14 protein-coding genes are annotated in these 14,594 nt (G+C 37.3%); 12 read left to right on the top strand and 2 right to left on the bottom strand.

What is annotated here, in order from left to right; all coding sequences use genetic code 11:
* The first annotated feature begins 48 nt into the window (after positions 1 to 48).
* The 9 genes from HPY74_10335 to HPY74_10295 all read left to right on the top strand — a co-directional run bounded on the left by HPY74_10335 (position 49) and on the right by HPY74_10295 (position 9,387).
* Complete coding sequence (locus tag HPY74_10335; GenBank protein NSW91046.1) at positions 49 to 942, top strand: phosphoribosylaminoimidazolesuccinocarboxamide synthase; 894 nt, start codon at positions 49 to 51, stop codon at positions 940 to 942.
* 111 nt (positions 943 to 1,053) lie between these two features.
* Positions 1,054 to 1,767: a 1-(5-phosphoribosyl)-5-[(5-phosphoribosylamino)methylideneamino]imidazole-4-carboxamide isomerase gene (gene hisA / locus HPY74_10330; protein ID NSW91045.1), complete on the top strand. Its 714-nt coding sequence runs from the start codon at positions 1,054 to 1,056 to the stop codon at positions 1,765 to 1,767.
* A gap of 23 nt (positions 1,768 to 1,790) precedes the next feature.
* Complete coding sequence (locus HPY74_10325) at positions 1,791 to 2,492, top strand: bifunctional phosphoribosyl-AMP cyclohydrolase/phosphoribosyl-ATP diphosphatase HisIE (protein ID NSW91044.1); 702 nt, start codon at positions 1,791 to 1,793, stop codon at positions 2,490 to 2,492.
* A gap of 194 nt (positions 2,493 to 2,686) precedes the next feature.
* Complete coding sequence (locus HPY74_10320; protein NSW91043.1) at positions 2,687 to 2,971, top strand: co-chaperone GroES; 285 nt, start codon at positions 2,687 to 2,689, stop codon at positions 2,969 to 2,971.
* A gap of 32 nt (positions 2,972 to 3,003) precedes the next feature.
* Positions 3,004 to 4,635 carry a chaperonin GroEL gene (groL, locus tag HPY74_10315; GenBank protein NSW91042.1) on the top strand — a complete coding sequence of 544 codons (1,632 nt, stop codon included), beginning with the start codon at positions 3,004 to 3,006 and terminating at the stop codon, positions 4,633 to 4,635.
* A gap of 302 nt (positions 4,636 to 4,937) precedes the next feature.
* Positions 4,938 to 5,441: a hypothetical protein gene (locus tag HPY74_10310; protein NSW91041.1), complete on the top strand. Its 504-nt coding sequence runs from the start codon at positions 4,938 to 4,940 to the stop codon at positions 5,439 to 5,441.
* Positions 5,442 to 5,509: 68 nt separating this feature from the next.
* On the top strand, positions 5,510 to 7,282 hold the full coding sequence (locus tag HPY74_10305; GenBank protein ID NSW91040.1) for an SH3 domain-containing protein: 1,773 nt from the start codon (positions 5,510 to 5,512) through the stop codon (positions 7,280 to 7,282).
* Between the two features lie 115 nt (positions 7,283 to 7,397).
* Positions 7,398 to 8,063, top strand: coding sequence for an MgtC/SapB family protein (locus HPY74_10300; protein ID NSW91039.1), 666 nt, complete (start codon positions 7,398 to 7,400; stop codon positions 8,061 to 8,063).
* A 250-nt stretch (positions 8,064 to 8,313) separates the two neighbouring features.
* Positions 8,314 to 9,387: a Gfo/Idh/MocA family oxidoreductase gene (locus HPY74_10295; GenBank protein ID NSW91038.1), complete on the top strand. Its 1,074-nt coding sequence runs from the start codon at positions 8,314 to 8,316 to the stop codon at positions 9,385 to 9,387.
* A gap of 277 nt (positions 9,388 to 9,664) precedes the next feature.
* On the opposite strand, the gene HPY74_10290 is transcribed toward HPY74_10295, so the two are convergent.
* Both HPY74_10290 and HPY74_10285 read right to left on the bottom strand, forming a co-directional pair.
* Positions 9,665 to 10,615 carry a glycosyltransferase family 2 protein gene (locus HPY74_10290; protein NSW91037.1) on the bottom strand — a complete coding sequence of 317 codons (951 nt, stop codon included), beginning with the start codon at positions 10,613 to 10,615 and terminating at the stop codon, positions 9,665 to 9,667.
* 29 nt (positions 10,616 to 10,644) lie between these two features.
* On the bottom strand, positions 10,645 to 13,308 hold the full coding sequence (locus tag HPY74_10285; GenBank protein ID NSW91036.1) for a YfhO family protein: 2,664 nt from the start codon (positions 13,306 to 13,308) through the stop codon (positions 10,645 to 10,647).
* 289 nt (positions 13,309 to 13,597) lie between these two features.
* Here HPY74_10285 and HPY74_10280 point away from each other — a divergent pair, with 289 nt between their 5' ends.
* The 3 genes from HPY74_10280 to HPY74_10270 all read left to right on the top strand — a co-directional run.
* Positions 13,598 to 14,167 (top strand): TetR/AcrR family transcriptional regulator, encoded by a 570-nt coding sequence (locus HPY74_10280; protein ID NSW91035.1) that lies wholly within the window; start codon positions 13,598 to 13,600, stop codon positions 14,165 to 14,167.
* 23 nt (positions 14,168 to 14,190) lie between these two features.
* Positions 14,191 to 14,361, top strand: coding sequence for a hypothetical protein (locus HPY74_10275; protein ID NSW91034.1), 171 nt, complete (start codon positions 14,191 to 14,193; stop codon positions 14,359 to 14,361).
* Between the two features lie 72 nt (positions 14,362 to 14,433).
* A partial coding sequence (locus tag HPY74_10270; protein NSW91033.1) for a hypothetical protein occupies positions 14,434 to 14,594 on the top strand: 161 nt, incomplete at its 3' end.

Raw genomic sequence — 14,594 nt, 5'->3', positions numbered from 1 at the left:
GTAATAATAGCTAATTATAGTTAACATAATTTTACGGAGGTGTAACTAATGAACAAGTTAATAAACAATACGGACTTTTTAAATCTTCCTCTATTTAAAAAAGGCAAGGTAAGGGATGTGTATGATTTCGGGGACAGGTTGCTGATTATTGCAACTGACAGGATTTCTGCCTTTGATGTGGTTTTTCCCAGTCTTATACCCAACAAGGGGAAAGTTTTAAACAGTATATCCGAATTCTGGTTTAATTATACCAAGGATGTAATTGGAAACCATATGATAACAACCAATGTGGATGAGTTCCCGGGGGAGCTGTCCAGGTTCAGGGATGAGCTCGGGGGGAGGTCCATGCTGGTTAAAAAAGCAGAAATGATATCGGCAGAGTGCATAGTAAGGGGATATCTTGAGGGCTCAGGACTAAAAGAATATATAAAAACCGGTGCGATAAGCGGTATAAAGCTTCCTTACGGTTTAAAACAATGTGAAAAGCTTCCTGAACCTATATTTACTCCTACAACAAAAGCAGAAGAAGGCCATGATGAAAGTATAACCTTTGAAGAGCTTGCCGATAAAATTGGAATGGAATTGGCAACCAGGCTTCGTGATATTAGTATAGTTCTTTATAATAAAGCAAGCGAATATGCTGAAAGTAGGGGGATTATTCTTGCGGATACCAAGCTTGAATTTGGTTTTATTGATGGAGAACTTGCGGTAATTGACGAAATGTTTACACCGGATTCATCCAGATTCTGGGACATGAATGATTATAAGCCGGGAAGGCCTCAAAAGAGTTTTGACAAGCAGTATTTAAGGGAATACCTTGAATCTATTGATTGGGATAAGAAACCACCGGCTCCTGAATTACCTGATTATGTTGTAAAAAATACGTCAACAAAATATCTGGAAGCCTATGAAAGAATAACCGGCAAATCGCTCATATCATAATATATCATAAGAGTCCGGTAAGACTGGGTAGTATCAAATAAGCAGGATTGGGTAGTGTCAAATAAGCAATGAAAATTGACGTGAAATAAGATAATATTGGGAGTGGTGGAAATGGTAATTTATCCGGCTATAGATATTTTGGGCGGAAGGTGTGTGCGGTTGGTACAGGGCCAATTCAGCAGAGAAACCGTTTACTCGGATGACCCTGTTGAAATAGCTTTGAAGTGGGAAAAAATGGGCGCCAGGTATTTGCATATCATAGACCTTGACGGTGCCAGGACAGGAGAGCCTCAAAATACTTCCGTGATTTTTGAAATAACGGAAAAAGCGGGCATACCCGTACAATTGGGCGGTGGAATAAGGACGATGGATGCAATAGGAACATTTTTAAGCAAAGGTGTTGAAAGGGTAATTCTGGGCACTTCTGCTGTAAGAAATCCGGGATTCGTAAAGGAGGCTTTAGAAATATTTAGTGATAATATTGTAATTGGTATTGATGCAAAGGGCGGAGTTGTAGCTATAGAAGGATGGGCTAAAACGAGCGAATTTACTGCAGTGGACTTTGTAAAAAAGATGGAGAGCCTGGGAGCACGTGCAATTATTTATACGGATATTTCGAGGGATGGTATGCTGTCCGGCCCAAATTTTAACGCTGTTGAGGAGATGGTAAAAGCAGTGAATATGGAGGTTATTGCTTCAGGCGGGGTCAGCAGTTTGGAAGATATTAAGAAACTCAAGAATATAGGAGTATCGGGAGTAATAATCGGAAAGGCATTATATACAGGAGATATAGATTTAAAACAGGCGTTGGAAATTGAAAATTAAGGGAAAATATTGAGGTAATTACAATGGATAATGAGTTAACAATAAATAGACAATTTTTAGATGAATTGAAATTTGACGATAAGGGGCTTATTCCTGTTATTGTACAGGATTATAGAACTAATGAAGTTCTCATGCTGGCATATATGAACAGGGAAAGCCTAGAGAAATCATTACATACGGGAACAGCTCATTACTGGAGCAGGAGCAGAAATAAATTATGGCAAAAGGGCGAAACCTCAGGCCACTATCAATATATTAAGAGTATTGATGTTGATTGTGATGGAGATACCTTATTATTAAAGGTATGCCAGCAGGGTGTTGCCTGTCACACAGGCTATAACTCCTGTTTTTATAGAGCTCTTCTAAAAATGAAAACGGTGGAAGAAGAAATTAACGGGGTAGATGGAAAGATATCTACAAAGGGAAATGGAAAGCAAGATGAGAATGGAGCTGAAATACTAGAGGAGCTTTACCACGTGATTACCGATAGAAAAGTCCATCCCAAAGAAGGTTCATATACTAATTATCTTTTTGAGAAAGGGCTTGACAAAATACTTAAGAAGGTGGGAGAGGAAGCTTCTGAAGTTATTATAGCTGCCAAAAACAAATCCTTGCAAGAGTTAAAGTATGAAATATCGGATCTTGTGTACCATACCCTTGTACTTATGGTGGAACAAGGGTTAAAACTTGATGATATTTACAGAGAGTTAAAAGGCAGAAGATAAATAGCGTAAAACGGTGAAAACATGGGAATTAATTAGTAATCGGTGTAAATTTTGCAAATAACCTTATATTTTGCCAAAAACACATATTTGATTTAAAAATGGATAATATATTATTATTAATACTGTAATTAGCACTCAATTAATGTGAGTGCTAATAAACTTTAAACAATAATTTAGAAACAGGAGGTAATATTATGAACATAAAACCTTTAGGTGACAGAGTAGTGATTAAAAAAGTTGAAGCGGAAGAGACTACAAAAAGCGGAATAGTATTGCCCGGATCGGCTAAAGAAAAACCACAAATAGCTGAAATAATTTCCGTAGGGCCTGGCGGGATGGTAGACGGCAAGGAAGTAAAGATGGAAGTAAAAGTAGGAGATAAAGTTATTATAAGTAAGTATTCAGGTACGGATGTAAAAGTAGACAATGAAGAATATACAATTCTAAGACAAAGCGATATTCTTGCTATAGTTGAATAGAAAAACTTTAATTATTGAGGAGGATTAAAATTATGGCAAAAGACATTAAGTTCGGAGAAGAGGCCAGGCGTGCTTTGGAAAGAGGCGTCAACCAACTGGCCGACACTGTTAAAATTACACTTGGGCCAAAAGGAAGAAATGTTGTTCTGGAAAAGAAGTTTGGTTCACCTGCAGTTATTAATGATGGTGTTACCATTGCAAAAGAGATAGAGGTTGATGATATATTCGAAAACATGGGAGCGCAGCTTGTTAAAGAAGTTGCAACAAAAACAAATGATGTCGCCGGTGACGGCACAACGACGGCTACCCTGCTTGCGCAGGCAATAGTAAGGGAAGGGTTGAAGAATGTTGCAGCAGGTGCAAATCCCATGGTATTAAAGAAAGGTATTGCCAAAGCCGTTGATTCTGCGGTGGAAGGCATAAAAGAGATAAGCCGTAAAATTAAAGGTAAAGAAGATATAGCAAGGGTGGCTTCCATTTCGGCAAACGATGAGGTAATCGGTAACCTTATAGCAGATGCTATGGAAAAGGTTACAAATGACGGTGTAATTACCGTAGAAGAATCAAAGACAATGGGTACAAATCTTGAAATAGTTGAAGGCATGCAGTTTGATAGAGGTTATGTTTCACCTTATATGATTACTGATACGGAAAAAATGGAAGCGGTATTGGATGATCCATATATACTTATTACGGATAAAAAGATAAGCAATGTTCAAGATATGTTACCTATTCTTGAGAAAATAGTCCAACAGGGGAGAAAACTGGTTATTATTGCTGAAGATGTTGAAGGTGAAGCTCTTGCTACCCTGGTTGTCAACAAATTAAGAGGTACTTTCACTTGTGTTGCTGTAAAAGCACCAGGATACGGTGATAGAAGGAAAGCCATGCTTCAGGATATTGCAATACTTACCGGTGGAGAAGTTATCAGCGAGGAGCTTGGTTTAGAACTTAAGGATGCAAAAATCAGCCAGCTTGGTCGGGCAAGGCAGGTTAAGGTTGATAAAGAAAATACAATTATTGTTGATGGTGCCGGAAAACCAAGTGAAATCAAAAAGAGAATAGCTTCAATTAAGGCACAGATTGAAGAGACCACTTCGGATTTTGATAGGGAAAAACTACAGGAAAGGCTTGCAAAGCTATCGGGCGGAGTTGCAGTTATCCACGTTGGGGCAGCAACTGAAACCGAAATGAAAGAAAAGAAATTGAGGATTGAAGATGCCCTTGCAGCAACAAAAGCTGCTGTAGAAGAAGGTATAGTACCTGGTGGAGGCGTTGCTTATCTCAATATTATACCAAAAGTTGAGAAACTTCTTGAATCAGTAGAAGGAGATCAAAAGACAGGTGTGCAGATTATAATGAAGGCCCTTGAAGAACCTGTAAGGCAAATAGTAAGTAATGCAGGTCTGGAAGGCTCTATTGTAGTTGAAAAGATAAGGAACAGTGAGAAGGGCGTCGGATATGATGTATTAGGTGAGAAATATGTAGACATGATAGAGGCCGGCATAGTAGACCCGGCAAAAGTTACAAGGACTGCTTTGCAGAATGCTGCATCAATAGCAGCTATGATACTCACAACAGAAAGCCTTGTTGCCGAGATACCTGAAAAAGAACCTCCAATGCCTGCAGGAGCTGGAATGCCTCCAGGAGGCGGGATGTATTGATATAGGGGTTAGAGGTGAGAAGTTAGAAGTAGATAATGGATAGTTGACTAAACTTATATTCGAGAAAATAAAAAAGGATGGTATATGTACGGTTAGCCGGAAGAGCAGGAAGTGCCTTCCGGCTAATCAATGTTTAGATGATGGGCGCATTTTCAAATTTTGAAGAAAATGCGCCCTAGATGATTTTTTGTGTTGTTAATCCCATGCATCTATGGTAAAATTTATTTCAAGAAGAGAAAATGAATGGTGCCTATCCAGGCTAGGTATCTATATTTAGTAATTTAAGCTATAGGAGGGTTTTAATGGATAGTTTTATAGAAAAAATTGTTGTGAGAAAAAAAACAGCTAAAGACTACTTAATAATGGTAGGAGTAATATTAGCGGGGCTGGTGTTGTTCTTTGCTTTACAGCTGGTAGCTTTTCTAAGACCGTTTTTTCTAATAATTGCTGCTGCAATTGTATATTTTATGTACCAATTTGTAATTGCAAGAAATATTGAATATGAGTATATTGTTACAAACGGCGATCTGGATATTGACATGATAATTGCCCAAAAAAGGAGAAAAAGAATTTTTAGTGCAAATTGCAAGGACTTCGACATTGTTGCAAAGTTAAAAGGCGGATATAATGACAGGCGTATAAGTAATGTGAATAAAAGGATCGAGGCAGTAAGCTCTATTGATTCAGAGGATGTATATTTTTTAACCCTTGTGTATAAAGGAGAAAAAACCGTCGTTTTATTTGAACCTGATGAAAGAATGTTGAAAACATTCAAGACTTTTATACCAAGAAAAGTTGAAATGTAAATGCAAGACAGTAAAAATATAAGAACGCAAATGCAAGTTACTGATAATATTGCCGTGGGGGTCAATAAATGAAGAAGGCTATTCTAATTGCTTTGTTTGTATTTTTTTTAATAAGTGCCGCAGGAGGAGCTGCCTATGCTACGTACTACTTTTTCTTCATGCCCAATGACAGCATGACTGCAGCTTTTGAAACTGAAGGACTGAACCTGGTTGTGGGTGGGGATGTTGTCCTCTCAAAGAACCCGCCAAAGATAATAGATGATGAAATACTTTTACCTTTTGATGTAGTAAAAGAATATATTGATCCGTATATTCACTGGGATGATAATTTAAAAAAAGTTACAATAACTACAAAGGACAGGTTAATAAGAATGAAAACAAATGAATTGGAAGCAATGGTTAATAATAAGCCTGTTAATCTTAATATACCTGCCATTGAAGAGGATGGTGCGATATTTATACCGATTGAGTTTTTAAGTGACTTTTATAACATAGATGTGGACTACCTGAAAGAAAATAATGTTATTATTATAGATTATAGGAACAGGATGGTACAAACTGCAGAGCCTATAGTTAAAGAGGCTGTCGTTAGAAAAGGGCCTTCAAGGAAATATCCAATCATACAAAGGTTCGACGTGGGAAACAACGGGGAAGAAAATGTTTTAAGAGTATTTGAGGAATATGAAAAATGGTATAAAGTAAGGACAAACAGCGGAGCGATAGGCTATATCGAAAAAAAACATGTTGTAGTAAAGTGGGTCACAGTAAACCTAATTCCACCGGAAGAAGAAAAAAAGGAAGAGGTGTGGAAGCCGGAAAACGGAAAAATAAACCTTGTATGGGAGATGATGTATGGTCGGAGACCCGATCTGGATAAGATAGGAAAGATCGAGGGACTTGATGTAATATCTCCTACATGGTTCACTCTAAAGAATGACCAGGGAGAACTTATTAACAGGGCAGATGCAACTTATGTAGAATGGGCTCACAATAACGGTTACAAAGTGTGGGCCCTTTTTAGCAATGACTTTCAGGATATTAAGGCTACAAGCAGGTTTTTAAATAATACTGATGCGCGGGATAATGCCATACGCCAATTGCTTATATATGCTTCATTATACAAGCTGGACGGAATAAATATTGATTTTGAAAATATTTACAAGGAAGATAAAGATGCTTTAACCCAGTTTGTCAGGGAGCTAACACCGCTACTTAAGGAACAGGATTTGGTTGTATCAATTGATGTGACTATTCCCGATGGAAGTGATACCTGGTCGAAATGCTATGACAGGAAAGCATTGGGAGAAATTGTGGATTATGTTATGTTAATGACATATGACCAGCACTGGACAACCAGTCCGGTAGCAGGGTCTGTTGCTCAAATTACCTGGGTGGAAAAGAACCTTATAAAAGTTTTGGATATGGTGCCAAAAGAAAAGCTTTTACTTGGCCTTCCATTTTATACACGCCTATGGGTGGAAGAGACAACTGAAAATGGCAATAAAAAAGTAACAAATCCCCAGGTTTTATCTATGGAGAGTGCAAAAAAAATGGTAAATGAAAACAATGCCGAAGTTAGATGGGATGAGGCCAGCGGCCAATTCTATGCTGAATTTAAAAAAGACGGGAAGACATATAAGATATGGATGGAAGATGAAAATTCTATAAATCTTAAATCCTCCCTGGTCCATAAATATAAGCTTGCCGGCACTGCTGCTTGGAGAAGAAGTGATGAAAGCCCCGAAATATGGGAAGTGTTAAACATAAACCTTAAAATGATAAGGAATTACAGTGAATGGAAAGAAAAGAATACAGAAGTAATCTATGTTTATAATAGATAGTGAAAAATAAAGATAGTAAATAAAGACAGTAAATAAAGGTACTATTAATATTAACAATAAAAATTAACGTTAAGAATAATATTAACGAAGCGAGAAGGAGTGGAGAGATTTATACATGCAGTATTATATAGAAATTGTTGCAAGGCTGGTTTTAGCTTGTGTCCTCGGAGGTATTATCGGTTATGAGAGGGAGCATGGGAACAGGCCTGCAGGGTTTAGGACCCATATCCTTGTATGTGTTGGTGCAGCCCTTGTAATGGTAACATCAGAGTATGTTTTCAAGGTATTTTCAGGAAAGACAAATTTGGACCCTGCAAGGCTTGGCGCCCAGGTTATAAGCGGTATAGGTTTCCTGGGTGCGGGAACAATAGTCCGCGAAGGATTTAATGTGAAAGGGTTGACTACTGCTGCAAGTTTATGGGCTGTTTCCTGTGTGGGTCTGGCTGCAGGGATAGGGTTTTATGAAGGAGCAGTAATTTCTACAATACTCATATATATTACCTTAATGCTATTAAAAAAAATGGAAAAACAAATTGCCGTAAAAAAACAGTATAGAAATATAATTATAGAGGCTGCAAATATACCTGAAATTATTTATAGATTAACTGACGTATTTTCAAGGTACGACGTGCTCATAAAAAATATTGAATATTATAATGGGGAAAAAAAGGACAGCATTCTTGTTAAATTCCTGATTAAGCCCCCCCATACGTTCAGTTTGGAGGATATTGTGCTCGACTTCTGCAATATAGACGGTGTCCATAAAGTATATGAGGAGTAGGTATAAAAAAATGCTCCATATAATTACCCTTTACCTCTTACTTTTCACATTTCACTTCTAATTTAATAGGGGCGCATTTTCTTCATAAAAATAAATGCGCCCATTTAATAGATATCATATTGCTAAATATTTGTATTTGTAGTAAAATTAATTTAAGCAATAAATAAATTAATACTTGGATTTAAATATTCAAGTATGAAAAATAAAGAAATATGGAGATAAATAGTAAAATTTAAAGAGAGGGATATGAATGACTAAATTTAAAGTAGGTCTTGTTGGAATAGGAAGAGGTACGGCATATGGTCACATCTTTGCAAATAATCCAAAAACTGAAGTGGTAGCATTATGCGACACAAATGAAGAGAGCCTTGAAGCAGGTGGCAAGGATTTTGAATTGGAGGATAGGCAACTATTTATAAAATATGATGATTTTATAAATGCAGATTTTGATATAGCTGTTATTGGATCTCCCATACCCTACCATGCAGAGCAGGTTGTAAAAGCATTAAATAATAATAAACACGTATTATCTGAAGTTACGGCAGCCAATACAATTGAAGGTTGTGAGCAAATTGTTGATGCAGCAAAAAACTCTAAAATGAAATATATGCTTGCTGAAAATTGCAATTATATGCATTTTGTAAGACAATGGAAAGAGATAATTGATGCAGGCAAGATAGGTAAAATCATTTATGCAGAAGCAGAATATGTACATGAAATTCGGAACCTGGTTTTGGATTCTACTACCAAAGAAATAAAATGGAGAGCTCAAAGAGCACCCATACATTATTGCTCCCATAGCCTTGGACCTATATTATATTTGATGGATGATTATATTGTAAGGTGCACATGTATGGGGAAGGATGTAAGTATTATTCCAAATGTAGGGGCGGGAGCTATTGATGTACAGATTGCCTTATTTGAAACTAGCAAGGGGGCTATTATTAAAGTATTAAGAAGCTCTGTGCTTCCAAGACGGCCCGCATTGTGCCACTATGAATTGTATGGCACTAAGGGATTTATTGAAAATGGTCTTGAAAATTATGATAATGAAGGTTACACTTATTTTGAAGGTGAAGATGAAGCTGCAAAGCCTATGGTTTGTTCTTCATCGGATCCCGACGCTCCCAAAGAAGCTTTATTGGGAGGCCATGGTACATCTGAATATTACATTGTAAGAGACTTTATTGAGTCAATAGAAAAAGATACAACTCCACCTATTGATGTGGTTAAGGCCATGGATATGACTGTTCCCGGAATTATTGCTCATGAAGCAGCAATGAGGGGCAATATATGGCTTGATGTACCTAGATTAGGTGTTTAGATAGAGCTGATATAAGTACGATATATAATCTGGAGTGTAACTTTTAAAAAGGTAGTTTTACCGCTGTGTTCAAATATGAGATGCATGGGGGGAGCCCTGGTTCTTTAAAAAGTCGGCTGCTAGAGGTGCATATGAAAGGTCATCTCCTGTTCAGACTGTGCTCACAGGCCCATTCGCGCTTAGCTTTCATACCGCATTCACACCAATGGCGGCTCTTTGAAATGTATGCTAAGAGCTACTCCCCCTGCTCATTGCTTTATATTATGAACACTTTATGTTACTTAATAAATAGCTCCTTTCTGCTTTCAATCTTTTCCGCCACAATGTACCTGGGTCTTCGTTTAACTTCTTCATATATTTTGGCGATGTAAGTCCCGATAATTCCCAGGCTTATCATCAAGGTGCTCCCAATAATCAAAAGCAGCAGAATGACTGTTGTGAAGCCGCTATAAGCCATACCCTTGAGCTTCATGTACATAGTCTGGATTCCAAGTATCAACGAACCCGCAAGAAAAACCAACCCCATAAAAGTAACTATATGAAGCGGAAGTGATGAAAAGGAGGTTATGGCATTTATTGCAAGCTTGAATAACTTGAACAGGGACCACTTCGACGCTCCTTTTGTTCTGCTTTTTATGTTAAAAGGAATACTTACCCGATTAAACCCGACCCATACCGACATTCCCCTGAAAAAGGTGTTTCTTTCATTCATGCCTCGCCATGCCTGGACAACTCTTTTGTCCAGCAGCTTGAAATCCGAAGCCTGGTTTATGTCGAACCCTGAAAGCTTGCTTAATATATAGTAAAACAAATTAGCTCCGACTTTATTAACCGGACTTTCTTTTCCGCGTGAAGTTTTAACTCCTTCCACTACTTCATACCCTTCCTCTTTCCAAAGGCGGACCATTTCAGGAATCAATTCGGGCGGATGCTGAAGGTCGGAATCCATTACTATACATGCATCTCCCCCTGCAGCTTCCAATCCTGCACAAAGAGCCGCTTCTTTGCCAAAATTCCTGCTTAGCCTCAACGCCTTAATTCCTGGGAAATTTTCAGTAAGCATTTTTAGCTTAAGCCATGTACCGTCTGTTGAACCGTCGTCAACCACTAGGATTTCAAAATCCATGCCTGTTTTAGACAGGTAGTTCCTAATAACATTAATATTTTCACAAATCTGGTTTTCTTCGTTGTATACCGGAATAACAACTGTAATTAATGACCTGTCCACTTCTAGTTAACCCCCATTTTTATTATATATTAGCTTCGCATCATATATTTACCCATGTTCTTTTTATTATTCATAAAGCTTATAACGCCACCCTTTTTAATAAAAAGCAAGATAAGTATCAAAATGGAAGCTAGTGTAGTCATAAGGCCAATGAAAAACTTTTCCGGAACAAACCACAACTCAATCTTATGTGAGCCCGCCGCCAATTCAAAAGCCAGCAGACAATCGTCTACAGCTTGTGTTTTAACTTCCCGGTTATCGACCTTGATATGCCAGCCTTTGTCGTATGGTATGGTCATAACCATTAGTCCGTCATTTGTTGTTTCTATGTGGCCAAGGATTCGGGTATCTGTAAATCTTTCAACAGTCATTGATTTTTCCCGAATAAGTGATATTGCATTTTCGAATGCCTGCTGATTCAAACCGCAGGCATATATTTCAAAAGTGCCCGATTCTGGAGCAGACTCATCAAAGAACAATTGCAATTCAAGGGAAATGCCGGATTTGCAAAATCCAAGGTTAATAATTGAAGAATGCTTTGGGTTGAATTCTATTTTTTGGTCATTGACCTTCACAAATCCGCTGCCTTTCATATTGTATGGCGCTTTGAAGTAAAGGTAAACCTGTTGATCCTTTTTGACTGTAAACCGAATTCTTGCGGTAGAACTCTTTTCTTTGTTGGTGCGCTTAAAGCTGTAATATTTTGTGCCTGGACTGCTGAAAATCAGATTATCGTGAGTCCCCTGTTCCTGGTCTATGGGAACAAGAATATCCTTAATACCGCAGATATATCCTACAAGAGCGTTCTGGGCATCAAACGGATTTGACCAGGTACTGTGGAAATATTTTAGTTCATTGGGAGCTTGAAAGCCTAATGGTAAAGCATATGGATTTTTAAAAACAGTTATTTCATCGGTAGCTACAATCTGTTGGTATAAGCCCTCTTCAATGTTTATGGAGCGGTAAACAAGGTACTTAATACCGAATAGAGAATCCAGTATCGCTGTGGACCCCTCGTACTCATAACTATTGATGCCGTTGCTGTGATAACCAAGGTTCTGAAACATTTTGACAGGTTTTGTAGGTATAGTGGAAGAAAAGATTGAAAGTCCACGATAATTATATAGGTATGGGTCATTGGCCGTTTTAGGTGGAAAGATTTCTATACGATAGAAATCACTATCTTTTTTTGCAATACCGGAAATCCATTCACGAATTTGTACGACTTCCTTACCACTTGAGTACCCGTCACGGATTGAATAACCTTCAATTGAATCAATTTTTATGGTGGTAATAATTGTGCTTGACGTTACTTCGGCAGTTATAACCAGAAAAAGAAACAAACTCTTAAGCGAATGCGAATGCTGCATTTTATATGATTTATCAAAGGTAAAGGCAACAGCATATAAAATAACGGAAATTATGCTGAAATATAACGTGGCATGTTCAAGTGACAAATCATCAAACTTTTGTGAAATAATAACAAGGCCCAGGACCGACATGCAGATAGCGCCTATCTGTTTGCCGGTAAATTCATTCAGTTTTTTAAAAGCATTATAGCACATGGATAAGACCAGGAAAATGTAAACAAAGGAAAACCGATATGGAACCTGGTTGGGGTAATGGAAACCATGCCAAATAAAACTCAAAATATTAATATTGAAGCTCACAATCAATAAAGCAAGTAGTGCCATATTCAACAGCTTTTCCTTCAACCGTATGCTTTTGCATAAGAAATAAATTGGTATAAGAATTAGAACAATGATTCCGCAATAAAGGTTTGGCATCCCTTCGCGGATGGAAGGAGTAGCAGCGGTAAAATGCCTGGTTATATAATCGAACAAATCAAAATAGTGCGTAATAGTCCTTGGGAAAGCATCATCTGCCGCAGAGGTCGTTTTCAGGGCAAAGAATGTGGGCACAAGAATTACAGCCGAGAGTCCGGCGGATAGCAGTGAAAACCCTACAAACTTTGCTGTTTTTTTAATTAATAAGGCCGGCTTTTCAATGCTGTTATATTGAAAAAGGCAGACCGGATAATAAAGCAAGGTAAATAAACATATAAAAAATGCCATGTAAAAATTCGAAAAGAGCGCAACAGCCAGGGTAATGCAATAGAAAAGGCCGCCGTAATCGCGGACCAATCTTACAAGTCCCAGCATAATCAAAGGTAAGAGATAAATTGCATCCATCCACATTATATTCCAGGAAAACACCAAAACATAACCGGAAAGGGCATAAAGCAACGAAAAAGCTACTGTAACTAAACTTTGTTCATTGTGGACACTCTTAAGGTAAATAGCAAAACAGGCTCCGGCCAGGCTAATCTTCAATAGTGTTAAGACAAGTATGGCTTCAGTCAGATATTCTTTTGGAAACAAGACTATAATTAGATTAAGAGGACTAGCCAGGTAATAGGCATATAACGGCAGGTAATTAGTACCAAGACCGCCTGACCATGAATATAACAGGCCCGACAATGACCTGAACCTTTCCTGCAAATCCGATATAAAAGGGGCATATTGATGATAAAGATCTATAATAAGCAAATCCCATTTCCCAAATGGATATATGCCGCATGTTATATAAGCCATCTCCAGGATAATTGCCGGTAGAAAAAAAGACAGAATGATTACGTAATTTTTTCTTATAAGCAAACCTGTTTGTTTTAAAATATGAATGACGTATCTCAAGTTGTATCCTCTTCCTTTGTATTGTGCCAAATTTTATATAACGCAATAATTTTATATTCTTTATTCTTTTATCCATTTTGTCATATATCGACATTTTTATCAAGTGGTTTATTCAATAAAGCCAATATTTAACAGAATTTAACAATTCAACATGATATTATCACAGAATATTCATAAAAAATGAAAAATGAAATTACAAATTGACAAAGTAAAGGGAGAGTATTATAATAGAATTAAATTGGTCGGATGTCCGAATTAACAAATAAGGAGTAATGCCATGAACAACGAGATGGAAAAAATGAACCAATCCAAAAAAATATTAATTGCTGCATTTGAGTGTATTTCATCAAAAGGTTATGCGAATGTATCTTTGCGTGATATTGCCGATAAAGCAGGGGTTGTTCTAAGCCAGCTTAACTATTACTATAAAAATAAGGAGGGATTGTTTACAGAGGTAATAAAAATGATGATGCAAAAGTACCTGCAGGAAGTAGAAAATTGTTTAAAAAAAGGTACCAATGCTAAAGAAAAAATATCATCACTTATCACGTATTTTCAGAAAATACTAGAAGATAACCCTAAGCTTTTCAGACTGTTGTATGACTTTACCAGTATGGCGCTATGGTCCGTTTCATTTAGTAAACTGCTCTGCAACCTGTTTGAAGATTTAGCAAATTTAATCGAAAGTCATGTCCTGAATAATATTCCCGAAAAAATGAATTTAAAGGGCTATTCCCCCAAATCCATAGCTAGGATGCTTTTTGGAGCGATGTTTGGGACTGCCATACAGGTTATTTTAGACCCTCAAGAAAAAAAACTACCTGAAGCCTTAAAGACAATCGAATTAGTGTTTGAGTAAAAATATGAAAGGAGATGTCATTCATGTCAAACCTGTTAGAAAAGTCATTAAATATGGGGTTGGGACTATTTGCATACTCAAGAGAAAAAATTGAAAAAATAGTAGATGAGCTTGTTAACAAAGGCGAAGTTGCCAGAAAAGATGCACAGGGGGTTGTCAGCGACCTTGTAAAAATAGGACTCTTATTTTTATGAGTCATTAAAACGGACGTCCGAACATATTTAATCTTATGAAAAACAAATTATAACATAGGAGGTCGGATTGATATGGATAAAGAGTTTTTGGCAGATCTAACATATAGAAACTTAAGTGTTTTTCTGGTTAACTACGTAAAAAAAGATCCGGAGAACAACATAGACAAACTTGCCAACCTACTGAACAAATATTTAGCTTTAAAAGCTGGAAAATATTTCATAAACGATTCGGA

Source organism: Bacillota bacterium (assembly GCA_013314855.1).
GTDB lineage: Bacteria > Bacillota > Clostridia > Acetivibrionales > DUMC01 > Ch48.
This window is presented reverse-complemented; position numbering and strand designations above follow the sequence as displayed.

Excerpts from the sequence above, each read along its gene's own strand:
- HPY74_10305 (NSW91040.1), top strand. The coding sequence starts at position 5,510 with ATGAAGAAGGCTATTCTAATTGCTTTGTTTGTATTTTTTTTAATAAGT.
- HPY74_10295 (NSW91038.1), top strand. The coding sequence starts at position 8,314 with ATGACTAAATTTAAAGTAGGTCTTGTTGGAATAGGAAGAGGTACGGCA.
- HPY74_10325 (NSW91044.1), top strand. The coding sequence starts at position 1,791 with ATGGATAATGAGTTAACAATAAATAGACAATTTTTAGATGAATTGAAA.
- HPY74_10300 (NSW91039.1), top strand. The coding sequence starts at position 7,398 with ATGCAGTATTATATAGAAATTGTTGCAAGGCTGGTTTTAGCTTGTGTC.
- HPY74_10310 (NSW91041.1), top strand. The coding sequence starts at position 4,938 with ATGGATAGTTTTATAGAAAAAATTGTTGTGAGAAAAAAAACAGCTAAA.
- groL (NSW91042.1), top strand. The coding sequence starts at position 3,004 with ATGGCAAAAGACATTAAGTTCGGAGAAGAGGCCAGGCGTGCTTTGGAA.
- HPY74_10280 (NSW91035.1), top strand. The coding sequence starts at position 13,598 with ATGGAAAAAATGAACCAATCCAAAAAAATATTAATTGCTGCATTTGAG.
- HPY74_10320 (NSW91043.1), top strand. The coding sequence starts at position 2,687 with ATGAACATAAAACCTTTAGGTGACAGAGTAGTGATTAAAAAAGTTGAA.
- HPY74_10275 (NSW91034.1), top strand. The coding sequence starts at position 14,191 with ATGTCAAACCTGTTAGAAAAGTCATTAAATATGGGGTTGGGACTATTT.
- HPY74_10335 (NSW91046.1), top strand. The coding sequence starts at position 49 with ATGAACAAGTTAATAAACAATACGGACTTTTTAAATCTTCCTCTATTT.
- hisA (NSW91045.1), top strand. The coding sequence starts at position 1,054 with ATGGTAATTTATCCGGCTATAGATATTTTGGGCGGAAGGTGTGTGCGG.